The organism is Bacillus sp. SD088, assembly GCF_017355205.1.
In the GTDB taxonomy this organism is placed as follows: Bacteria; Bacillota; Bacilli; order Bacillales; family Bacillaceae_C; genus Lederbergia.
In genome coordinates, this window is sequence record NZ_JADIJK010000002.1 from 172378 (window position 1) to 198177 (window position 25800).

General features: G+C 39.0%; 15 protein-coding genes. All 15 read right to left on the minus strand.

What is annotated here, in order from left to right:
- Positions 1-259: 259 nt before the first annotated feature.
- The 15 genes from IPU53_RS02520 to IPU53_RS02590 all read right to left on the minus strand — a co-directional run bounded on the left by IPU53_RS02520 (position 260) and on the right by IPU53_RS02590 (position 25402).
- Positions 260-4369, minus strand: a complete 4110-nt coding sequence (locus IPU53_RS02520) for a carbohydrate-binding protein (RefSeq protein ID WP_207447246.1) — start codon at positions 4367-4369, stop codon at positions 260-262.
- 324 nt (positions 4370-4693) lie between these two features.
- Entirely contained in the window at positions 4694-6457 is a 1764-nt protein-coding gene (locus IPU53_RS02525) for a glycoside hydrolase family 2 protein (protein WP_207447248.1), read from the minus strand.
- Between the two features lie 232 nt (positions 6458-6689).
- Entirely contained in the window at positions 6690-9104 is a 2415-nt protein-coding gene (locus tag IPU53_RS02530) for a family 43 glycosylhydrolase (protein ID WP_242698013.1), read from the minus strand.
- 269 nt (positions 9105-9373) lie between these two features.
- On the minus strand, positions 9374-10210 hold the full coding sequence (locus IPU53_RS02535; RefSeq protein WP_207447250.1) for a carbohydrate ABC transporter permease: 837 nt from the start codon (positions 10208-10210) through the stop codon (positions 9374-9376).
- A gap of 12 nt (positions 10211-10222) precedes the next feature.
- Positions 10223-11149, minus strand: coding sequence for a carbohydrate ABC transporter permease (locus IPU53_RS02540; protein WP_207447505.1), 927 nt, complete (start codon positions 11147-11149; stop codon positions 10223-10225).
- A 309-nt stretch (positions 11150-11458) separates the two neighbouring features.
- On the minus strand, positions 11459-12796 hold the full coding sequence (locus IPU53_RS02545; RefSeq protein WP_207447252.1) for an ABC transporter substrate-binding protein: 1338 nt from the start codon (positions 12794-12796) through the stop codon (positions 11459-11461).
- Between the two features lie 163 nt (positions 12797-12959).
- Positions 12960-14021: a GntR family transcriptional regulator gene (locus tag IPU53_RS02550; RefSeq protein ID WP_242698014.1), complete on the minus strand. Its 1062-nt coding sequence runs from the start codon at positions 14019-14021 to the stop codon at positions 12960-12962.
- Positions 14022-14279: 258 nt separating this feature from the next.
- A complete protein-coding gene (locus tag IPU53_RS02555) occupies positions 14280-14921 on the minus strand; it encodes a spore coat protein (RefSeq protein ID WP_207447254.1) in 642 nt (213 codons plus the stop codon).
- Between the two features lie 301 nt (positions 14922-15222).
- The gene (locus IPU53_RS02560) at positions 15223-16776 is read right to left on the minus strand and encodes an arylsulfatase (protein WP_207447256.1); all 1554 of its coding nucleotides are present in this window, start codon (positions 16774-16776) and stop codon (positions 15223-15225) included.
- A 56-nt stretch (positions 16777-16832) separates the two neighbouring features.
- Entirely contained in the window at positions 16833-18110 is a 1278-nt protein-coding gene (locus tag IPU53_RS02565) for an ABC transporter substrate-binding protein (protein ID WP_207447258.1), read from the minus strand.
- A 136-nt stretch (positions 18111-18246) separates the two neighbouring features.
- Complete coding sequence (locus IPU53_RS02570; protein ID WP_207447261.1) at positions 18247-19566, minus strand: ABC transporter substrate-binding protein; 1320 nt, start codon at positions 19564-19566, stop codon at positions 18247-18249.
- Between the two features lie 117 nt (positions 19567-19683).
- On the minus strand, positions 19684-21453 hold the full coding sequence (locus IPU53_RS02575; protein WP_396019888.1) for a glycoside hydrolase family 2 protein: 1770 nt from the start codon (positions 21451-21453) through the stop codon (positions 19684-19686).
- A gap of 314 nt (positions 21454-21767) precedes the next feature.
- The gene (locus IPU53_RS02580; protein ID WP_207447265.1) at positions 21768-22694 is read right to left on the minus strand and encodes an ArsR/SmtB family transcription factor; all 927 of its coding nucleotides are present in this window, start codon (positions 22692-22694) and stop codon (positions 21768-21770) included.
- Between the two features lie 203 nt (positions 22695-22897).
- A complete protein-coding gene (locus IPU53_RS02585; protein ID WP_207447267.1) occupies positions 22898-23095 on the minus strand; it encodes a YwbE family protein in 198 nt (65 codons plus the stop codon).
- Between the two features lie 99 nt (positions 23096-23194).
- The gene (locus IPU53_RS02590; protein WP_207447269.1) at positions 23195-25402 is read right to left on the minus strand and encodes an ABC transporter ATP-binding protein; all 2208 of its coding nucleotides are present in this window, start codon (positions 25400-25402) and stop codon (positions 23195-23197) included.
- Positions 25403-25800: the final 398 nt, after the last annotated feature.

Here is a 25800-nt window from a genome sequence, read left to right on the forward strand (position 1 = left end):
TTATCCTGCACAGAAATCACCTTTTAAGATAAGCCCCCTTCCCGGAATTCTTTCTTTTTGTTGCCTTTCCCAACTGTTGAAAAATTATCTGATCACACCGCCTTTACACGAATGACAGTGCTTTCATAACAGATGGAGGAAAAACATCCTTTAGTATCAGTAAGGTTTCCTCCCATTCTCTTGGGCCATAACCACCTCCTCAATGATCCGAGGAACACCTCTAGGGTGCCCTCGGAAAGGATAAGTTTTCCTAGTGCTTTTATGCACCTTTCCATTTCTCGATAAGCGAGTTGGTCGCCATCATCAGAACCTCGTGCAATTCTTTAGAAATCAGTTCATTTTCTCGCTGATAATCAAGTAATTGCTTGAAACCTTCCATATGTTTGCTTATCTTCTCTGCTGCACCTTTTTTCTCAAATTGACTTACGGCTGTTAAATGGATCTTGAGAGATTGATAATCCTTTTCTGATAGATCCTGCTGACGATCCTTAAGGATTGATAGCAAATCATCAGTACTAGGCTCTAGTGGTCGCACAAAGATATTATCGTATTTTGTATCACTCTGAAAACTACGAACACCAACCTTACCGTGGATAAACGCGGTAGCACTATGATCATCGTAATCTATTTTTGGTTTGTCCATGTCCCCAACATAAATCTTGATATTTGTTCCGCTTGCTACTACTTTAATATGTTGCCATTCATCTATTGGATCATCTAGCTTGGCCCCTTTCAGGTAAGTCCAATTGTAGTTAAATTTACCGAGATGAACGCCATCTTTATTAATATATGCAACATATCCTTGTAACATATCGGCATTATTGTGGTTAAGTTCTTTTCCGTGGGCGGGGTTATTTACCCTAAATAGGATACCACCGTCGCCTTTACCATCCACAACCTGGACATCAGCTTCAACGATATAATTATGCCAAGCACTATCACCCATCACGGACTTGCCAAATGTCCCTGCCCCTGAGCGATACACACCCTCTTGTTCAACTCCTTGATACTGATCTTGTTCAATAAAACTAAAATGATGGAAATCAAACTCACCATTGACCGTTTCTACCTTAATGGTATGTTTTCCGGCAGGCAATGAAATATTTTCCTTTATCACACTCGCCCAATCATCCCATTCCCCTGTGCGCGGAATATTGATCACTCCTGTGAGATCTATTTCATCATCTAACCATAATCTTACTTGACCATCCTGTTGTTTAGTTGTGACATTTATATCCAATACATAGTCACCACTTTTGGCAATATCAACATTATATTTATACCATTCATCGGTTTGATTCCAGCCAATATTAAACGTGCCATCCGGATGATTGCGAATATCCACGCGATCATAACGATATTTGCCACCGATATTTCTCGGGGTTTTATCATGATGGGCGACACCTTCACCACCAGTCATATAATCGACTGCCATCACTTTCCCTGGCAAGGAGTGAGGACGATCGAATGTATGGAAAATCATTTTTGTAAAAGATAATTCGCCATCAATCACTTCAATTTTGAGCGTATGTTTTCCTTGCGGTAAATCTAAATCGGAAATAGAAATATTCTCCCAATCCTTTTCTCCATCCGTAACGGGAATAGTAACGCCCTCCACTACATCTATTCCATCATCTAACGAAATACGTATTTTCGTATCTTCATCGGAATTATTGGCAATGAAATCAAGTCCATATTTATCCGATTCGATTATGTTTACGTTATAGTTGATCCATTCTCCTTTTTTAAAATCGTGGATGGCATATCCGCCGTCTGGATCAGGCTGACTATCTACCGCATCGTTTCTAAATTTCCCATCGGTATTTGAATCTGAATGGACATGATAAGCAACACCCTCGCCACCAAGATTATAATCTTCTGCTTCAATTGTGCCTGGGATTGGTTTATGGATATCAAAGGATCTAAAGTGAAATTTAGCGATATCATATTCACCTTCGACAATTTCAATCTTTAACGTATGTTCTCCTTTCGGCAATTGTATATCTTCCATCCTAAGTATCTGCCAATCGTTCCAACCTTCTGCCGCGGGAACATCAACTACACCTGTTAAATCAATATCATCATCTAACCAAAATCGTACTTTTGCATCCTGAAATGTCGTGGCATATTCCATTTCCAGATTGTAGATTCCTTCATCTTCAATAGCCACATTATATTTTAACCATTCACCTGTTTGATTCCAGCCAACCGCTGTTCCGCCCCCTGGCTTATCGCGAATATCAACAGCATCGTCTCTTAGCACACCGCCTATATTTTCTGGAGTGGTATCATGATAGGCTACGCCTTCTCCCCCAGTAATGTAATAGGCTGCTTGAATATCTCCGGGAATCGGTTTAAACCCATCAAATACACTTTCGGAATCTTGATTGGTATCCACTCTCCAAGACCCTTCATAACGATCCCATCCGAAATCAAACCCATCATTAAAATCCTCCAAAACAATTGGTGCATCCTTGTACTTACTAATCTCAAAACTAGCAAAGGATAAAGAACCTTGAGTGACTTCGATTTTCAGCTTCTGTTTTCCCTTTGGCACAGAAACATGGTCAATTATAAAGTTTTGCCATTGCCCATCAGTATTTGGAATACTGACAGTATCAGTCAAATCCTTGTTATCAAGCGATAATCGTACTTTTGCTTCATTGCTGCCTGTAGCCACCCTTAAGCTAATACTATATTGACCTTTTTCTTCTACATTGACGTTATATTGCAGCCAATCTTTTTTCGCTAGTTTGACACTATACCCACCTTCAGAATTTGCTTGAGTATCCACTTCATCCTGCCGATACGTATGATTTAATTCACCGGTGGAAATGTGATAGCCAGTGCCATCCCCTCCTGAATTATAATGAACAGCTTCTACTTTACCTGGCAAAGGTTTATGGAAATCAAATACATTACTGCCATTTACCTTATTACTTGTTGCAATATAACCAAAGGAGGCATGTACATCGCTTGTTGTATAGCCTATTTTCCCACCATGTAAAGAATCAATATCCCTTGTTTGTTTATTCATTCCATCTACAAAAATAGTAAACTTGGAATCTTCCTTTTCAACTCTGATTTGGTGCAACTGTTTAAAATCGAAATCGGTAGGAAGTGTTGATTCCTCCCAGCCTTGTTCAACACCATCAACAAAGAAATTAGTTTCTATTTTATTAGCTTTTGAATTCAACACAGCGATTCCGTAATTTCCTTCATCTTGGTAGGAAAATACCGCGCCATAACGAGGAGACGCACTTTCACCATTATCCATGAAAGTCATGTTAAATTCGGCTGTATAATTTGCCTCTGTCTCGTGAGTGGTGATAAGACGATGCCATGTAGTATCATTTATTGACTTTTGTTCTAGCCCATTGTCATGAATCGACCAAGTACCACTATTAATCTCTGACCACTCCGCACCTATATCATTCCGTTTAAAACGATCACTAAAGTCCGGTAAGCTTGGATTTTGTTGTTCAAATGTAGTCGGGCCCAGCACCGTCATTTTATCCCCATTCCAGGCAATCCGATCCATATTGATAAAGCGGCCAGGATTCGCATGACTATGATAGACAATAAACTCTGAATCTAAGTCAGGACCTCTTATTATAGAGTTATGTCCTAGTCCAACATTTTCACCTTCTGTATTAAGAAGAATTGGATTCTGCAATGGCTTCTCTGTAAAATTTTTCGTCGGCGAATCGCTAGTAGCGTAATCAATACGATATGCTTTGCTCCAAACATGATTACCCACATAAGTCATATAATATTGTCCATGCCTTTTAAATACCGTTGGAGCCTCAGTCCATCCGTCCATCTCTGCTCCCGTATTTATGGCTGGACCAAAAGTATAAGGATCCTCCATTTTGTATGCGCTGATGCGATTGGATCCAGTACCGTAGAAATACCATTGCCCATCATCATCAATAAAAACGTGCCCATCAATTCCCATGCCCAGATTTTCTGTTTGTTTTACAAAAGGACCTAATGGGCTTGAGCTTTTATAAACATAATGCCCATTGCCACCTGGTGATGTATACATATAGAAATCCCCATTCCAATACGTCACCTCAGGCGCATAAGCTGCTTTTGTGCTGGGTTCCTCAGTGACTAGTCCAGCGTACTCCCAGTTTAATAGATCTTCCGACGACCAAGCCTTGACACCACTTTTATCATCAACAGTACTTACATAAAGGTAATAGGTTCCGTTATATTTTAAAATGTGAGGATCTCCTTCTCCGTAGAAGTCCCCATTTTCCCATTCCCACGAATCCGACAAATCAAAGGGATTGCTGTAAGCAAATGAAATACTCGGGAATAGGAATAACCCTCCGATTATGAAGAGTATACGTAAAATCCACATAGTGAATATGACCTCCTTGTATGATTATTCCGAATCTTTCTGCCATGAAAAAATCTTTTCCAATATTATGAAGGGAATAGATGGCTCTACTACTAGTTGCCCCCTCCCCCATTCGCTATCGTTTACAGTTGGGTGCATTATAACTTCCATTCCTTCTGTTTTAGCAGAGCGCACCGATGTTCTTCATTTCTTGGAAGGGATACTTAACTTACTCCCTGCTCGGTTTGAAAGCCGCCTCAGGCAATCTCGTTTAAACACAAAACACCGCCTGAATCATCCTAAAGCAAGGTATCAAGCGGTGTACGTTCTACTCATTAAAGCTCCTTACTTAAGGTTAATGTCTCGAATTTTTTTCAACTCTATTTTTGGTTGTCTGTCTTCAGTCAGGAGTCCATTAACCTCTTGTTGAACATCTGTTATTTGGGTATAGCAGAAGCCACAAATATAATCTATATCCTTAATGGCTTGAGTAATCGACTCAAATCTTTTCAAAAACTCTTCTTCATTTTTCACTTGATTCCCATAGCCCCAGCCTTTTTCCGAGCTAAAGGCAATGCCTCCATATTCACTGATAATGATCGGTTGGCCCTTATATTCGTAACCCTTAGCCATTGCATGCTTATGTTTATTGAAAGCAATTTTATTTTCAACGATAGTTTCTAGATCCTTATACCGTTCTGAAAACTCTTCTCCCATTTCTACATAATCATGTAATGTTAAAATATCTGAAACCGTATGCTCCCAGCCATCATTGACAATAACTGGTCTCATACTATCACATGCTTTGGTCAGGTGATAGATTCCTTCCGTAAACTGCTGTTGCTTCACATCTGTATAAATATTTTTAACTCCCCATGACTCATTAAAAGGTGTCCATGTAATAATGGAAGGATGATTATACTGCTGCTCGACAACTTCTAGCCATTCCTCTGTAAAATTTTGCATCGCTTCTTCTGAAAATTCAAAAGTGGCGGCCATTTCCGACCAAACGAGCAACCCTTTCTTATCAGCCCAGTAGAGAAAGCGTTGATCTTCCACTTTCATATGTTTACGAACGCCGTTATAGCCCATTTCCATTGTTTTATCGATGTCCTCCAAAATGGCTTCCTCTGAAGGCGGTGTTAAATGACTATCCAGCCAATAACCTTGATCCAAAAGCAATCGCTGGTAGATTGGGATGTTATTCAATAGGACATTTCCATTTTCAATCGATATTTTTCTCATGCCAAAGTAGGATTCAACTTGATCCAGTATTTCCCCATTTTTATAAAGGGTAAAAACAACATCATAAAGATTGGGATGCTCTGGACCCCACAGCATCACTTTCCAATCAAAATGATCACTGGCAATGTTTACTTTCGATGTGTGCTTCGGCCGATGGATATCGATACTAAAGGATTTAATCGGTATTTGATTAAAAGTGATCTCCGTCTTCAACTTTAGATCGTCACTAAAATCGACCTCTTCTGGAAGATGGTACGAAAACTCTACTGATTCCGTATCAATATCTGGCGTAATTTTTACTGAATCAACATGTACTTCATTCAAAAATTCCAGCCATACCGTTTGCCAAATTCCCGTTGTTTGTACGTACCAGCAGCCAAAATTCTTATCAAGCCAGCGTTGTTTTCCTCTAGGTTGATGGCAGCTATCACTATCTTCACTTTTTACCACGATATTCACTTCACGATTCTCATCGATAAATTCGCTAATATCAAAAGAAAAAGCAATTTGCCCCCCCTGATGTCTTCCCACAAACTTGCCATTTACCCATAGCTTTGTAATATAATCGGCAGCCTGAAAATGTAAAAGGAACTTCTTATCTTTATATTCTTCAGGAACAGTTATTTGTTTTTGATACCATATATTAGCGCAAAATACTTCTTCGCCAATACCACTTGCCTTCGTTTCATATGTAAAAGGGACAATGATTTTTTGTTTGAGATCCCCAGACTCGTACCACTTTTCCTTTTCCCCTATATTGTTCTTATCAAAGGCAAAGTTCCATTCTCCATTTAAATTTAGCCAATCCTCTCTTGCAAAATGAGGTCTTGGATATTCTTTTCTTGGGATAATATTTTGATCCATTTAGTACATTCTCCTTATCGAGGTTATTTAAAAAGTCCGGTAAAAATGACACTTCGGGATAAAGGAACTTCGACTAAGTACTGACATGTCCTGTGGGCAACACGGAAGTCCGTAAACACGCACAAGTCCGCCTCGAACTTTCGTCGTACAGGATGTAATAGTGTCGAAAGCTTGCTATTGACGTCAGCGTAGTCGCCGACGGTCCTTTTTATCCTTCTTTTTGAACACTCATTTATTGTATAGATTTAATTGTCAATTCTTTAAAATAAACGTCTGAGTATCCTGATCTTATTCCTACTTTTCCGTTCATAAAAGCCATTGGATCTTTATAGGAAATAATTGGCTCTTTTTCATCATCTAAATAAATGTTCATTTCATTACCCTTGACCGAAACACGTAAATGATATTCTTTTCCTCCATCCAGTGAAACAGTTGACGATTCTAGTAAGGTAGAGTTATAGTTTAACTTTTGTAAAGTTACTTCTCTTGCATTGAAAGCAATATAATAACCCATCAACGAATCATCTACTTGATGTTTAAACTCGGATTCATTGGTGACTCTTAATAACAATCCTGCTTCATCCATCAATTCATCATTGATTTCAAATGTCAAATCTGCTTCAATATCTGTCCACTTCTCATCACCTAAGTACATCTTCATATCTTCATTAGAATTAGAAACAGCTCCTATCTCAGGTAGTTCCCAGCGTCCATGGATATCCTCTGTTTCCACTTGCTCCAATCCATCTTCAATATCAAATTTTTCATCAGAGACAAGATTAAATTCTAAATGGTCAATTTCCACTTCTCCACTTTTTAGCAAAAGTTTTAATACATGAAAACCCTCATCTATATTCATTCTGCCGAGTCGCACTTTAAGCAAACTAGTATTAACATCCATATCTTCCCTTTTCACCTTAAATGTCTGTTGCTTTTCGTCATCTATCGATACTCCGAATGAAAGATTTTTTTGGATGGAGTTTGGATTTATAACTGCACTTACCTCATACAATCCCGTTTCACTTGCATTTACTTTATACTTAAGCCAGTCACCTTTATTTTTTAAAGCCACAGAATACGAACCAACATCCTCACGTGTTTGAACAGGCACATTCTCTCGGTAATGATTTTCTTTTGATGGTTCCTTAATCGAATATCCTCTATTTTCCCCCTCCAAGTAATGAACGGCTTCAATCGTACCAGGTAATGGCTTATACAATTCCACATCACTTGAATGATCAACTTGGTCAGAGAATGCGGTATATCCTAAAGACATGCTCGCATGTTCCATTTGATAACCTATTTCCCCTGCACCAAAATCAGACGCTTCCACTTCTATTTTTTTCATTCCATCCAAAAATACGATTGTTTTATCTTTTCTATTTTCTACTCTAATAACATGCAGATAGCTAAAGTCAAATTCTTGAGGAAATGTGGCCTCATCTAAAACTTTGCTCTTCCCATCCACTACTTGTAAAAGCTCTATTTTTTTTCCTTCCAAATCAATCGATACCGCACCATAATTTCGATCATCCTGATAAGAAAATTGGATTGCCAGCTGCGCATCCTTTTCGATAATCGCTGCTGCAAAATTAAACTCCGCAGTAAAATGATCCTTTGTCTTAGCCTCACTTAACCAATTGTTCTTAACAAGTTCACTTTCTTCCCATCTCTGTTCAAAATCAGCTGATTCCGGTACAGGAGTCGGGTAGTGGGTTGGACCAAGCACATCCAACTTTTTCCCATTAAAGACCATCCGATCGATATTCATTTTGCGTACAGGAGGGCCCTCAGCCGAACGGCCAATGAGATTATGGTATATAGCATAATAAGAATCTAAATTCGGACCAAGCACAATGGAATTATGACCAAGTCCATTAAACTCATCTTCAGTACTGATTAAGATCGGATTGTGTTCTGGGACTTCATATCCTTCTAATGGACCTTGTTCAGAAACCGCATAATTAATTCTGTACCCTTTACTGAAAACGTGATTTCCTGTATACGTCATATAATAGAGATCATTATTCTTAATAATCATTGACCCCTCTGTCCAATGATCGAGAAAGACATTTGTTTCCACACCCTCCTCAAATGTATACGGATCTATCATTCTATGGCCAACTATTCCTGTATTTCCTGCATGAGTAAAATACCACGAGCCATCATCATCAATAAAAACAGATCCATCGATAGACATTCCAAGGTTCTCCGTTTCAATCTTAAAAGGACCAGTCGGAGCCTTACTACTTAACACATAATGTCCATTTCCGGCTGGCGACGTATACATATAAAAGGTTCCATTCCAATAAACAACTTCAGGTGCATAAGCAGAAGTTGTCCGCTCATCCTCTGTCACTAACCCTTCGTATGCCCAATTAATTAAATCTGTGGAACTCCATGCTTTAATTCCTACTCTGGCATCCTTTGTACTCACATATAAATAATAGATCCCGTTATAACGGAAAACATAAGGATCACCATTACCATAATCCGGCCATTCGTCAGCCAACTCAAAAGGATTAGCGTAAGTCTGCATCTTATCCATATTTACATCCACCTCTACTTCCTCTATTTGCGTACAAGCTGTTAACCCCCATAGCATCAGACTTAAATAAAGGAGCGTAAAATATTGTTTTCGGTTCATGCGAATTTGTAACCTCCAGAAACGTTCAACTTACTTTAAGTGCGTGTTCAAAAAGAAGGATAAAATGACCAAGTTGGATAAAAGTGCTGAGTCCTGTCTCCGATATTAGCATCCTGAACGTCAAAAGTGCGCGGAGGCTGCAGGGCGCATGTCACAAAACACGTAGCGATTGTTGTCAACAGGGCGTTGGTCAGAACAGCGTTGCTCCAGGACGGTGCGAACTTAGCTGTTCATCCACTTGATCCTTACTTTTTGAACATCCTCTTTAACTATCCTTTTATACCACTGATCGCCAATGATTGGACAAAATGCTTTTGTGCTGCCAAAAAGATGATCACACATGGAATCATGGATATGATGGACGCGGCCAATATCAATGGGTAATTTGAAGAGCCCATATACTGTGCCTGCATCGATGCGATTACGACCTGTAAGGTTTGTTTCTCTGGAGAATGTAAATAAATTAACGGACCGAGAAAGTCATTCCAAATCCCCATAAAACCTAACGCTGCTTGGGCCGCAATAGCCGGTTTGGCGACAGGTAAAACAATGGTAAAAAAGGTACGGATAAAACCGCTACCATCTATTTTGGATGCATCAATTAATTCATCAGGCAAAGCACTCTGTAAGAATTGTCTTAAAAAGAACACGATCACAATATTGCCAAATAGACCTGGTAAAATTAAAGGTAACAAAGTATCTACCCAATCCAATTTAGAAAACATAATAAATTGTGGAATCATCACGACTGCAAAGGGAATCATCATCGTACCTAATAGCGCTAAAAAAATCGTTTCTTTAAAAGGAAAAGCAATTTTAGCAAAAGCATAAGCAGCCATCGTCGAGGTAAAAATGCCAATCACCAATACAAAAACGACAACGATCAGTGTATTGGTAAATCCACTGAACAGCGGGACTTCCTTCCAGACATCGATATAATGTTGAAACGTTGCTGGATCGGGAATCCATTGCGGTGGCATTTGAAATATATTTTTTTGATCTTTTAATGAGGTAGAGATTGACCAAGCAAAAGGTACGAGCATTGCCACTGATCCAACTAACAGTATAGCAAAGGCCCAAATATTAATAATTTTTTCACTTCTCATACCTTCACCCTCCTATCCTTCATAAACCCAGTGTTTAGATAATTTGAATTGGATTAACGTTACAATAAAAACAATCACACCTAGTATCCATGCAATCGAACTTGCATATCCCATATTGTAATATTTAAAACCATGTTCAAAAATATAGAATACAATCGTTGCCGCACTATATTCAGGGCCTCCGTCATTAGCGAGAACATAAATTTGACTGAAAGACTGAAACGCCCCGATTACACCCATAACAAGAACAAAGAAATGAATAGGTGATAACAAAGGAAAAGTAATCTTTACAAACTTTTGGTAAATATTCGCCCCATCCACTTCCGCTGCTTCATAATAAGAACTTGGAATAGATTGAAGTCCTGCTAGATAAAGAATCATATTACTTCCCAATCCTGTCCAAACGCCAATAATGATGAGCGCTGGTTTTACCCAAGATGCACTTCCTAGCCAGTTAGGACCTTGTATTCCGAACCATTCCCAAAGCATATTATTTAAAAGTCCAAAATCATAATTAAGAATCCACTGCCAAACAAGTGAAACAGCAATAATCGGAGTGATGACCGGAATATAATAGATCGCTCTAAAAACGCTAATCCCTCTGATCTTTCTGTTCATCATAACGGCCAATATTAATGAGAGGATCATCCCAATTGGGATTCCAATCATAAGGAAGATGGTATTATAAATAGATTTAAAGACCTTTTCGTCTCCGAGAAGCTCTTTATAATTACCTACTCCTGCAAACGTAGGTTTATTAATTAGATCCCATTCAGTAAAGCTTAAACCAATTGACCAAATGGTAGGAATCAGTCCAAATAATAGAAAACCAATTACCGGGGCTGCAACAAATAAGTAAGCCCACATGATCTCTTTCTTTTTATATCCGGGAATTTTAGAACGGTTTTGTTTGGAAGGGACCTTTTTCTTGGTCTCCATAAGCAACTCACTCAAAATTCTCCCTCCTTTTGTTTAGGCTCTTTTCTCAACGTTAATGTAATCATTTTAATAACGAGACCATCCAACTGAGAAAAGAGCTGCTAACTTTGTAAAAACCGCTAAACTTCATTAATTATGTGTAAAAACCAACTTTTGAGCTTTTACAAAAAGGATGAAAGGGCTGGGAAAAAGGTATAATCCGAACCATCAGCTCGTTGGTACGAATAACTCGATCCGGAAATTTAATTTGCTTAAATAGCAAACCGCCCATTTGCAAACGCATTCTTTATACCCAGCCACTTTATTGGATCACTTCAAGTTTCCCTTTTTGTACAGTTCCTCCATTTTAGGTTTAGCTTGTTTAACCCAATCCTCGACAGACATTTCTCCGTTCCAGACCTTTGCTGCTTCCTGATTAAAATAATCGAGCCACTGAACATCTGGTGATCTCCAACCGTTGTTTGGTTTACCGTAATCCTCAATAATATTAATAAACTCTTGACGGTTTTCCGGAGCCTGTTCCATATTTAAAAATTCGTCTTCCGCTAGACTCTTTAGGTTTGGTACTTGTTGTCCTAACTCCATAAATTGTCTTTGTCCGTCTTCATCCAATGATAAGTAGGAAGCAAGAGCAAACGCCTCATCAGGATGTTCTGTTTTTTTGGAAATAACAAATCCCATAGAGCCAAGCCAAGTTGCCGTTTCCCCCGTATTAGGACTAGCTGGCCAAGGTGCTAAATCCCAGCCAAATGGCAATTCCCAAAAACTTGGTTGGTCCCAGGGGCCCATTGCAAACATTGCCACTCCTCCAGATACAAACCTCGTGTAAGAATTTTGCGCTTCTTCCGCCTCTTGGGATGGTGATACTTTATGCTTTTGGCTTAAATCTGCAACAAATTGCATCGCTTCGATAAATTCAGGTGTATCAATTTTTGCCTCACCCGTATCATAGTCTATAAAATCCGCTCCATTACCCCAAACAGCATTTTCTAAAGGAAAACCCGCGATCCCAAATTGATCCGTTTTCCCATCACCTTTTGTATCTTTTGTTAATTTTAACGCAGCATCTAACATGTCATTCCATGTCCATTCTCCAACCTCTTTAGATGGATACTCTACCCCAGCTTCATCAAACAAGTCTTTGTTGTATACCATTGCCCATGGTCCCATATCTTTTGGCAAGCCATATAAATCTCCCTCGCCTACTGTTGAACCATTATATCGATACCTGTCTAATGCCTGATCCCAAACATTGTCCGGATTAAAAATGTCCGTTTGATCAAGATATGTTTGTAAATTTAATAGTTGATCAGCGCCAGCGAATCGGGCGAACTCAGGTCCAGCAGCATAATACACATCAGGTTGTTTACCAGATGCAATTAATGTAGAGAGTTTTTGCGAATATTCTGCAGGTGGAACACTCGTATACTTTACCTTCACATTTGGATATTTCTCTTCGAAAGATTTAATCACAGATTGGAAAATTTTCTTCTCATCCGGATTTCCGTGTCCCATAAATGATAATTCAATTGTTTCTCCCTTTTTCTCTGATTCTCCTTCTGAATTACTCGAGTTACTATTGCATCCCGCGACAAAGAGAAACGCACTCAGAACAAGTACAAATAACCCATTTCTAACCCTTTTCATATTTGACCCCCTAGAAATGTAATCACTTACATTTACTATATTATTAGGTTGCCAGGACAAAATATATACTACATTTAGTATAAAATAGATTAACTATATTATTTTGAGTATAAAAAAATACCTAATAGAGGTTTAACTTATTAGGTAAAAAGCGATGAAATGATCAAAATAGCTCATTGATAAACTTAACCGGGACAAAGACTCTTCTTGGCCGATAATCCCCCGTAAGTTGCTCTTGTAATAGTTCTATTGTTTGTTTGCTGCATTCTTCAATATCCTGTTGAATATAAGAAACACCCTCTATTCCTGAATAGTCAAAGGATATGATCTCAATCTCCCTGGAAAATTCCTTCTTTATCCTTTCCACGGCTATATTTGTATAGCGTGCCAATTCGGCATTCATAATAAAAAGCGCAGTAATATCTGGATTGCTCATCAAAAACCTCTTAATTAATAATGGGGTTTCTTCGATGGAAATTTTATTAAAATTCAATAATAACCATAAATTTTTATTTACAACCAAATCATTTTTTAAGAAGGCTTGTTCGAAACCAATTGATCGCTCAATTGTAACGGTATTTGTAATTAGTGGTGAAATCAAGCCAATATTTTGATGGCCTTTGCGAATTAAATAAGAAATCACTTCAACTGTCCCTTTTTCATTTTCGGAAGAAACACTGTAGGTCCTAATATTTTCTAAATACCGATCAATTAACACGAAAGGAAATTTATCCAATGAAAGCCTAAGGATCGACTCATTATATACTTCTTTTTCAGTTGGAAAAATGATGAGTCCTTTAACTCCCAATTCTTTAAACGTCTTAATTGCATTACTTTCCTCAAACTGTGATTCTCTTGTAATTTTAACCATTAAATTATACTTATACTTCGATGCATACAACTCAATATAGTTAACTAATTCTTGTTCGATCTTTGTTTTCATGCTAGGCAATATAAGCCCCACTATCCCATTGGAGTAATCCTCCGGACTCATTACAGATGGGTTTGACTCTTTTAGAAAGTCGCTTTCTGCTACAAATGTACCCTTCCCCCGAATTCTCTCTACAATTCCTTCCTCTGCAAGCCCATTAAGTGCATTTTTTGTTGTAATTTGACTCACATGGAACTTTTCCATTAACTCCTTTTCAGAAAAAACCAAATCCCCTAATCGCAATTCCCCAGATTGAATCTGTTCTTTAATATATTCTTTTATCTGTTGATACAAAGGTATATTTTTTATAAGTCATCACCCAAACCTATTGTTATACTAACTATATAGTATATACTAACTCTATTTTTGTCTATTCTTTAGTGAATTAAGTTAATTTTTTAGAAGAGGAGCTTCATTTAGTAGGGGGGGTTACTGCCAGTTAATTCGAGATGAACAATCATCTCTGCTTCCGTAGGCCCAATAGAAAAAGGCCACTTCCTGTAAGGAAAAGCGGCCTTTTTCTATTGGCACTTCATTCTATAGTCTTTAAAATTAGTGAGTTGGATTATTTCCAGGCATTTGCGGTTGGACTTGTGCTGGAGCATATCCATTCTGGATTTTTTGCATATCTTGTTGCGACAGCTGCGGTACCTGATAGTAACCGTGCTTATTTTGATAAAGAGATATTTCATAGGCCATTTCAATACAGTTCGGTATAGAATCAGCAAGTACACGACGAACGACTGGGTTTGTCGTTTCCATTGCGGCAGCTGTTTTAACAGGAGCACCTGATTTAACAGCGTTTAACATGCTAAGTGCTATCATTTCATCATTAAGTTCTGTGGCAGATTGCATTGGTTTTTGTGGTTGACTTGTTGGCTGCATTCCATAAGTAAAATTATTTCCCTGATTCATCTTGTAACTTTGCGTAGGTTTAGCGGGATCTTGCCCTGTTTGAAAACATTCTAAAGTGATGTTATACTCATCTGCCATAAATTGCTTTTGGCGCTCTAAAATATCGCGAAGCTCTTGATCTTGTACATGTTCACTTAGCATCGTATACGTGTTCATTGTGTTAATTACACCAGACAACACCTCGTGTACATCGAACATCTCGTGACCACCATGGTTCATTTGTGGTGAAACGGCTCCTGTTTCAACGTTTTGATTATTTTGTGACTGTTGGAATTCCATTCTAATACCTCCTAAATTTGGTTTACTTGAAATAGTATGAGCCATTTGTTACAAACTATCCGTTCAATTTACATTTAAATCCGGAGAATAATCATTATTTTCTATTGGAGATTTTCCTAAATAAATAAACAGGCCAACTTCTCCATAAGAGAGGCTGACCCGATTGGTTTATAATTTCCTTTTTTTCTTACATGACACTAAAAGCTACTAAAGGATCTACAATAGTTAGTATAGTTAAATGAACATGCCCATCATCATGTATGCACATGTTCATTTATATCCTAGATTCAGTACAATACAGTTAGGATTCCCTACTCATTACTCTCCGCGGATAGACATCGGTCCGCTCGGCCCATTCCTCCCAGATTCCTTTTAATTCTCTCACAAGTTCTGGATGCCGATCTCGTAAATTATGGAGTTCGGTACGATCATTATCGATATTATAAAGCTCCCAATCTCCTTCTTTTATTTTTGACAATTTCCACGGACCCTTTCGCACACCGCAGTGTTGCTCATGTTCAAAACAAAACGTCCGCTCTTCTCTTCCTTCTCCCAAAAAGATAGGAACTAAACTTTCCCCTTCCATTGGCAAAATTTGATGTCCTCTATATTGGTCAGGATAGGGAGCATTTGTAATATCAACCAATGTGGCCATAATATCGATAAAATGACCAGGTTGGTGATCAATCTCTCCTTGACGTTTAATAACCTCAGGCCAATGAACTAACAATGGTGTACTAATCCCACCTTCGTGACCATAATGCTTATACAACCGAAGGGGCGTGCTACATGCGTTTGCCCAGCCTGAACCATAGCTATGATAAGAATCAGGTCCTCCCATTTTTTCTAAATCAGCTTTTCGATGTAAAAAATTAGAGGTTGTGATCCAATTATCAAATCCCCATGGATCCCACTCCGCACATGCCCCATTATCAGAACAAAATAAAATTAGAGTATTCTCCAGTTCGTCATTTTTACGTAAATCATCGATAACTCGTCCAATATTTTGATCCATCCGGTCGATCATCGCCGCATAAATGGCCATTCGTTTCACTAAGTCCTTTTGTCGATCAGGATTAATCGAGTCCCACGCAGGGTTCGTACCTTGGATGTCCCGATCTCGATCCCAGTATTCTGACCGAGGAGTTAATGATGTATTTTCTCCGACAATCTTTAACTTCTTCATTCGTTCTAATCGATCTGCTCGAATTCGATCCCAGCCTTTTTCGTAAACCCTCTCATATTTGGCAATCTCCTCTTTTGGTGCTTGGAGTGGAAAATGAGGTGCATTATAAGATAGATAGAGAAAATATGGCTGGTCGTCCGAACGCGAATCTTCAAGAAAATCTAGTGCATAATCTGTAATTGCATCTGTTGCGTAAAATTCACCATCTTTATATTGTCGTTTTGGTCGATTTTCAGGTAAGCGAGAATAGTCTTTTTGATCCCAAAAACTTGTAAATCCGCCTAACATTCCATAAAAATCGTCAAAGCCCCGCTCTATTGGTCCCTTTTCCCCGACATGCCATTTTCCAGATAGATACGTATGATATCCACCTTCCTTTAACACCTCGGCAATCGTCACACATTGATCCTTTAGAAATCCACGATAACCAGGAGTTTCATAGTCTTCTGTCATTTCTCCAACACCAGCTTGATGTGGATATAATCCAGTTAACAACGATGCCCGACTTGGACAACAACGTGCTGAATTATAAAATTGTGTTAATCTTAATCCATCTTCAGCAAGTCCGTCTAAGTTAGGCGTTTGAATCTCACTTCCGAAGCTCCCTAAATCGGAGAATCCTAAATCATCAGCTAGTATCATTATAATATTTGGTTTTTCTGCAGCCATTTCCACCCCTCCAAACTTGTTTTCTTAAGAATTAGCCTTTTTTTCTAAGAGCGGAATCAGTTCTCCAACCAGCCCTTTTGCTCCTCAATAACTTCCCTAACTCGCTCTTCATATTCTCTTAAAATTTCTGAAACACTGCGATTCCCATTAGCCAACTCTTCAATTAAATCACCTCTAAATGAACCATCAAGTGCATAATCATAGATGGATCTTTGTTCTGGTCCACCATTATACGAGTTGTAAAAAAATGCCCCTGTATTTTTATCAGCCATACGAGGTTCATCTGCGTAAATTTGATTTTGAATCTCTTCATTGGCTAAAGGCGTACTTAAGCCCATTTTTACTTGCTCTGTTTGATATTCATCTGATAAAAGATAAGCAATTGCTTCAAAAGCCTCATCTTTGTATTCACTCGTTGCAGCAACACCAAGGGCCGATCCACCTTGAACAGGGGCTATTTCTGGTCGATCCTCAAAGGTCGGCCACGACACCAAATCCCAGTCCAATCCTGTTTCTTCTTCCACTCGAAGTAATGGTCCAACATCTTTAAAACGAGCAGACATCGCCGTCTGTCCTTCCAACACCCATGGAGGTGATTCATTTCCAGGTATTTGTCGCATATCTCTATATACTTCAAAGCCAGCTTTTAAACCTGGTGAATCAGCAAATATTGGCTCATCCGTTTCCGGATCAACATAAGTAATATCATATGCTTCTCCCACAAAGAATGGATTCCATATTTCCAAACCATAATATTGGGTACCATCATATTCCCTGGTTAGCTGTCTACCCAGATCAAGTACTTGGTCCCATGTCATACCATCGGTAGGATATTCAACACCAAATAGATCAAATATTCCTTTGTTGTAAAATAGAGCTAAAAGATCAGGCTCATAAGGAAGTAAATATAATTCTTGGTTAGGGGCATACGAACGAATACGCGATAACAAGCCGGGTTCAATTCGTTCTAGATCAAATCCATGTTCCTCCACTAATTCATCCATATCATATACTAACTGCGATTCCATATAGAGTGATACCTTAGAAGCATTAAACACCTCGATAATATCAGGATGAACTTGTGCCGCAAGCATTTCCTCTATACCTTCCCTACTCTGAGCTATGCTATGAAACTCAATTGTAATATGGGGAAATTTTTCTTCAATGGCTTCTTTTGCATCGTTATAGCGATCCGGATTATCAGTTGACCAAATTAGAGTAATATCTCCATTATCTTCACTCTTACTAGAATTAGCATTTTCTTGTTTGGAACATGCACCAAGAATAAGTAATATTATTAACGATAAACAAATATTTAAGAAGAACCGATTCATCTTCTAACCTCCGTTTTCAAAAGCACATTGTCCAACTTTCTATAGTTATAAGCGATTAATCCTTTGATTCATAGGGTTTAGAACGCATCTTCCAAGTCATTGAAAAACAAGCGGGATGAGTAAGATTTATGCCCAGCTATTGATTCTTTTCAAACTCTTTGGCAAGGGTCTCCGCTTCTTCCTGGGCCTCACGCAAAATTGTGTTTACATCCTTATTTTCCACAGCCAATTTCCTTCTAAGGTCCATCATGAGCTCGTCAAGTTCTTGGTTATACGGAGAGGGTTTGCGGTCGAGTGACGGGTCAACAGTGAAAATGTCCTGTAAATGTTTCCCTTCATACGCATCTGAGCCAGTGGCGTATGACTCGCGGATTTCCGGGTTGTCCAGTACAGTCACCCGATTCACTTCCTTGCTTAAATACAGCTGTGCCTCTTCCGTCACCATTTCGGCCGCGACATCTAAGGCGGCTTCTCTATTTTCCGCAGTTTCTGGGATGATAATAGCATGATAATCAATATTTCGACCGAATTCAGGTGTGCCAGTAAATGTAGGAAAAGAGGTAATGTCCCAATTTAATCCGGATTCCTCCATTAATGGAATATTCTCCGTTACCATCGTTACCCAGGCTGGGAACATGGCTAACCGACGTTCTTCGATAAAGATACCCATTCCTCCATATCCATAATTCTCTTCATTTTGACCAATCATTCCAGGGATACTATATGCTTGATCAAATACATCCATGACTTCCTTGAATCCGTCAGTCATCAAATCAACTTGGCCGTTGTTATCGACATACGATAAGGAATGGGCACGGAAAAGCTCGTGTATCCATCCTGGATCCAGTCCAATATACTCAATTCCATCCCGCATGCCTGTCGTTTTCCTAGCCAAATCGATAACGTCATCCCAAGTAATGCCCGCCTCGGGATAATCCACACCGAACGTGTCGAAGATATCTTTGTTATACATCAAAACACCGTAATTCAGCGACAGGGGCATTGCATATATAGCGCCTGGTGTGTCAAAGGCCTCCGCATGCTGCTCTAAGTCCTCCACAATAGCTGGATTAAAACGGCTTAAATCAATATTTTGGCTATCAAAGAATTCCGACATGTCACAAGCCAATTCTTTCTCGATATTATCGTACAAACTGGGATTACTAGTAATAATCATGTCAGGCACTTTCCCAGCTGCGACCATATCCTCTATCGAATCACTTGTTGCCTTAAGAGATACGTTTGGGTATTTATCTATGATCGGTTTGAAGAATTCATCGATCATGTCATCATCCACCATCATCGCAGACCCCATGATTGTGATCGTCACAGGTTCTTCCAAAACATCATTGCCTATCTCCTTTGTTTCGTTGTCAACCTCCTTGTTCTGGCATCCAGCCATTGAGACAGTGACTAGCAATATGAACAGGACGCCAAGCGAGCCAACCTTTTTCATCCATATCATCCTCCGGTTATATTAATTTGAACATACTCGATGCAAGACAACTCTCTAAAACCACGACCATTGGATGATAGTGTAAATAGATTTAATAGCTATTCTAATTGGTAATGACTACCGATTTGTCCTGCGTGCATCATTAATCTCTTTAATCTTTTCTAGAGCAATCTTCGGTGTTCGATCTTCCATTAGTAATCCATTAATCTCTTGTTGAACATCTGTTGTTTGGGTATAGCAATATCCACTGATATAAGGAATTGCCTTAATCGCATCGGTCATTTCTCGGTAGCGCTTTAAAAATGCTTCCTCTGTATCCACTTGGTTCCCGTAGCCCCAGCCACTTTCATCTTTAAAAGCAATCCCACCGTATTCCGTCAGCATGACAGGTTGTCCTTTATATTGATAGCCTTCCGCGAATGCATATTTATGATGGTTAGCAGTCGTTTCATTGCTAAGAATTCGATCCTTGTCCTTATAATGCTCGTAGAATACTTCTCCTAGTTCTTCATAATCATGCAAGGCGATAATATCGGAAATCGTATGCTCCCAACCGTCATTAGTGATAACCGGACGTTCAGAATCGATTGATTTTGTTACATAGTAAATAGCCTCTGTAAACTTTTGTTGCTTTTCCTCTGTGAGAATATCGGATACTCCCCAAGATTCATTAAACGGCACCCACGTAATGATCGAAGGATGATTATAATACTGTTGTATAATCTCTAGCCATTCCTTTGTGAAGTTCTCAATCGCCTCATCGGAAAACTCATAGGTCGCAGCCATCTCAGACCAAACCAATAATCCCTTTTTATCACACCAATATAAAAATCGTTCATCCTCAATCTTTTGATGCTTTCGCACGCCGTTAAAACCCATCTGCAAAGTTTTTTCAATATCCTCAATCATCGCTTCATCAGACGGAGGAGTGAGCATTGTGTCTGTCCAATAGCCTTGGTCTAATAGAAGCTTTTGATAGATTGGAAAATTGTTTAACAGCACTTGCCCATTTTTGATCGAGATTTTCCTCATCCCAAAATAGGAATCTACTTCATCTACAAGTTCTCCACCTAGATACAGACGAAAATTTACATCATACAAATTTGGATGCTGCGGTGTCCAGTGAAATATTTTCCATTCATGTATTTCAGAGGCGATGTCCACTTCAAAGCGAAAATTGGAACGATCAGGCGTTACCGAAAATTGCTTCACCTTTTTTCCCGAGAATGTAATGGTCGTCTCAAGTCTTAAATCTTCCAGCAGTTCTCCATGCAGTTTATAGTCAAACGTAACAGACTTTGTATCAATATTTGGTGTCATCTTCACTCTTTCAATGTTCTCTTCACTCAAAAATTCGAGCCACACGGTTTGCCAAATCCCAGTATTTTGTACATACCAGCACCCAAAGTTTTGATCTGTCCAGCGTTGCTTTCCTCTAGGCTGATAACAGCTTTGACTATCTTCTACTTTCACGACTAGTTCGTTTTCTTTGGTAGGATCGATCGCATGACTAATATCAAAAGCAAACGCAGCATATCCTCCTACATGCTTACCGACATAAACCCCATTCACCCATACTTTGGTGACATAATCAGAGGCTTGAAATCGGAGAATAATACTCTTACCTACCTCACTTTTCGGGATCTCAAAAGTTCTTTGATACCAAATATATGGATGAAACTTCTGCTCCCCGATTCCACTCGCCTTTGCTTCATACGTAAACGGGACTTGTATCTCTGTCGAAAAAGAAGGCTTGTCATGCCATGAGCCTTTTTCACCAATATTATGATCATCAAAAGCAAACTTCCACGTGCCATTTAAATTCATCCATGATTGCCGCTGAAATTGTGGTCTCGGATATTCTGTTCGTTGATACGTTTTCACCATCGTCATCTCCATTCCTCCCCTTCAATTATTCTTTACTCTGATACTATCAATCTCTAAATTCTCATCGTCTAAAATAAAATACACTTTAACTGTTTTAATACTGTTTTATTGTATATAACACATAGAATACGCTTTCATTATTCTAGTGTCAAGGTAATTTTTCCGTTATTTTTGGATTATTTCATTATTCCCGTTTTAATTAGAAAGGTCCTAGGTACCCACCTATCAGCACCAAAACAATGTTTTTAATCCTGAGAAACAAAAAATCCCTTCTAAACATATAGAATAGAAGGACTTAGGGGGCTATTGTTTTTCTATGAATACTCTATTAACAACCTTATATCTTGGGGATGGTCACCAAATTGATGACCAAATAAGTTAAATCCCCCTTTATGAACTGCATCATCTTTCACACCAATTTTAAAAGACAGATATTTACGATCCGATAAATCAAGATCATTAATTGTCACATTAGAAAGAGTGAATTCATCAATAGTCGAATTTTCCTTTGTGATTTTCCAAGTTTTTAATGAACCATATTGTGTATTCGTTGTTTCATTCCAATATTTTGGATTTAGCTTTCCATGGCGATCACCGAAATCACCGGGACTGGTCCATGTGCCAATCTCAACTTCATTTATCCATACTGTAATATCCGACGGCCAATTATGATCGTGATTAGGGGCCTCTGAACATAGCTCTAAGGAAAGTTGGATCGTATTTACCGTCGCTTCTTTTGGGATGACTAGTGGAAATCGATATTCAAAGTAACCTTTTCTCGTCCAGATAATTTGGGCCTTTGAACGTTCAGGGCTATAAAAATGAACGGGATCATCCTCCGGGATGATCATTCCATTGTGATCAGCCATCCCACAAGTAGGTGCAACCTCATAGTCAATATACTGTCCAATTGGCATTTCTAGCTCAAATGTCTTTTGATCTCTTTTCATAAAATTCTTTACATTATTTAATTGGATGTGAATATCATCAAAATTCCGTTTACAAACTTTCATAGCTCCTCTGCTAGCCGGGCGAAGCTCAGTTGTGATTAACTCTGCCTTTTCCAATATCTTGACATGGGCAGCTGTAGTTGAAACGGGAATATCAAGGCTTTCAGCTAATTGATTGACATTCATATTTTCTATATTTAGTAGATTCATTATTTGAAGACGTACCTCTGAGGATAGAGCATGGGCTATTATTTGTAGACTTTTAGGATCTTCCATTGATAGTTCTAGCAAGATAACTCCTCCGAATCACAAGTTCTTTATTCTATTGTTCCAGGTTATACATATCTTTATTATAATATATACAGGAAATATGTAAACATATATAAATAATGTATTAATTCAAAAAAAGAGCCCCCCTTCTCTGTGTAAGAATTCTAGGTCAGAGAAGATGGAGCTGTTGTTTAACGTATTAACGCGGCGGGGGACAGTCCCCGCTAGTCTTTTACTATTTCCTGTACTCTTCCTACCTGTCCATTCTGAAGGCGGACTTTAATACCATGGGGATGTGAAGAGGAGTTAGTGAGAATATCTTTCACGATTCCACGCGTTCTTTTCCCTGTTGCTTGGTCTTTTTTTAATACAATTTCTACCAATTGCCCTGTTGAGATATTTGTTCTATTTTTTCCGTCCATATAATCCATCCTTCTTATGCAAGTATTTTTCCTTCGAGTTGTGGTTGAATTAGTTGCTTACATTTTGTTGTTCTTAAAGTGTTTTCAACGAGAAAGGCTTTATCCCGTTTTGGCTTTCACTTTTGACATATTCCGTTGAGCCATGATTAAACCATAGTAGATTCCTTGCTTTTGCATTAGTTCTTGGTGGGTGCCAATTTCTGCGATTTCGCCCTTATTCAAAACGAAAAGTCGGTCCGCATTCTTTAGTGTAGAAAGCCTGTGAGCAATGGCAATTGTTGTTCGGTTTTTTGTGATTCGCTGTAAAGCTTCTTGAATGGCCGTTTCTGTGTCAATATCCAGAGAGGCTGTTGCTTCATCCAAAATTAGAATGCGCGGATTATGGAGAACAGCTCGAGCAATGGTAATCCGCTGCCGTTCGCCCCCAGATAAATTATTGCCATTCTCTTCTAACCATGTATCATATCCATCTGGTAAGGTAACGATAAATTCATGAGCATTGGCAATTCTTGCCGCTTGAATTACCTCTTCCATCGTGGCATCAGGCTTAGAATAACGAATATTTTCCATAATTGAACCTCTAAACAACATCGTCTCCTGTAAAACCATCCCAATTTGGGAACGGAGATCCTCCTGTGTAATCGTCTTTATATTATGACCATCTATTAAAATTTCCCCTTCATTTACGTCGTAAAAGCGAGATACAAGATTAATAAGCGTTGACTTTCCAGAACCAGAATGGCCAACTAGTCCGATCATCTCTCCTGGCTTAATCATAAAATTAATATTTTTTAAAACGGGTTCATATGATTTATACCCAAAGGTAACATCGTGAAATTGGATCGTTCCACGAACAGCATGACGAATGGAGCTATCCTTGTCAAAGACCTCAGGTTCCTCATCAATCACCGAAAAAATACGATCAATGGCGATCACAGCATCCGCAATCCATCTCGGCATATTCATGAGCCAGGCAAGCGGTCCAAAAATCATACTCGCATATCCGGTAAACTGGACAAGTTCACCAAGATTCAAGTTACCCTTGAGAATCATATTACACCCAACTAATAATACAAAATACGTACTAATTTGCAGGAGATACGTGGAGATCGGAGTGAGTATACTGTATACTTTCTCCGATTTATAGGCTGCTGTTGCATACTCTGTATTATACTGCCTAAACCGTTTGATTTCGCGTTCTTCCTTTCCAAAGGTCTTGACCACCCGAATGCCGCTCAGCACATCATGAAGATAGGAATTCGCCTTATCAAAAATCTTCCATTGCTTACGAAATAGTCTTCGAACTATCACCCGCCAAGTCATAAATTGTAAATAAGCGACAAACGGTGCCGGCAATAACACGATTAACGCTAAGCGCCAGTCAGTCATAAATAATAAGACTGTCACCGAGATAAGCACAATGATTTGATAGATCGCCGTTGTGAAAACCTCTTGAATAAGCCGTCTAATTCGATTCGTATCAGCTGTCACCCGATTCATCAAATCGCCCGCTCGCTGGGAGGTCAAAAACCCAAGGGACAGGTTTTGAATTTTTTCATAGACCATTTTTCTTAAATCAGCGGCAATCGTAGAACTGACTGTGGCCATCACCCGCCCCTTTGATACATTTAGAAGTTCTCCTGCAACTAAGGCAAACAAAATACCACCAATTGCTACAAAAAACATGGTCAAGTTTGGACTTTGTCCTGCTGGTGGCTGAAGTGCAGAATTGACAAGCAGCTTTTGAAAGTATGGACCTGTTAATGCTACAGCAGAAGTGATAAGTAAAATAAATAGGCCTAACACCATCATACGCCAATGAGCTTTAGACACACCCAATAATCTTTTTAACACTGCCGATTTATTCATACATTTAGCACATGTTCTTGTGCCATGCAGCAGCCTACTTCCACAATTCGAACAAATCCGTTCTTCTTCCTCATTATAAATCCGAATTTCACTATTCGTCGCTATATAGTTTAAGATTTGTGCAATATAGGAAAGTCGAGCGATATGCTCCATCGATACTCTGACAATAATCCTTTTGCCTAGCTCGTCAGTCGCTTCAAGAATAGCATTCCCAACTAATGGGACAACTTTGTAATCATACGCTTCGGAGATAGAGCTACTTTCTTGTACTTTTCCCGCTTCTACATAGGCCCATTTTTGCTGACCAATCACAAAATACCCCTTGGTTCTCCACCCACTTAGAGATAGATCAGCTGGTATACAATAGCGGATCGTTTCTCCAATCACCTTTTGAACAGCTAATCGATCTTCATTTGAAAGTTCATAAATTAAGTTCATAATCGCCTTCCCTTATAAATTAAGACAGTATATTTCCATTTTTCTTATTTGAGATTCAATTACTGCAAACTCTTAGTTTCTATTTACGTACAGCAGCCCATTCTCCTTTAATCAGCCGCTTTTCTTTGTCTAGCTGCTGCGCCTAGCGACTAGCAAATTTACGCCTTCTTCCCACGATAAGTCAACATCGGTTCGTCCTTTGTCCTCACCGTGTTTCCTTTATCTCGTCAGAAGCCTTTAAATTTGTACGTCGCTGAACAGGCGCTTCCGCTTTTCTTTGTCTAGCTCCAACGCCCAGCTACTAGCAAATTTACGTCTTCTTCCTACGATAAGTCAACATCGGCTCATGCTTCGCCGTGTTTCCTTTATCTCGTCAGAAGCCTTTAAATTTGTACGTC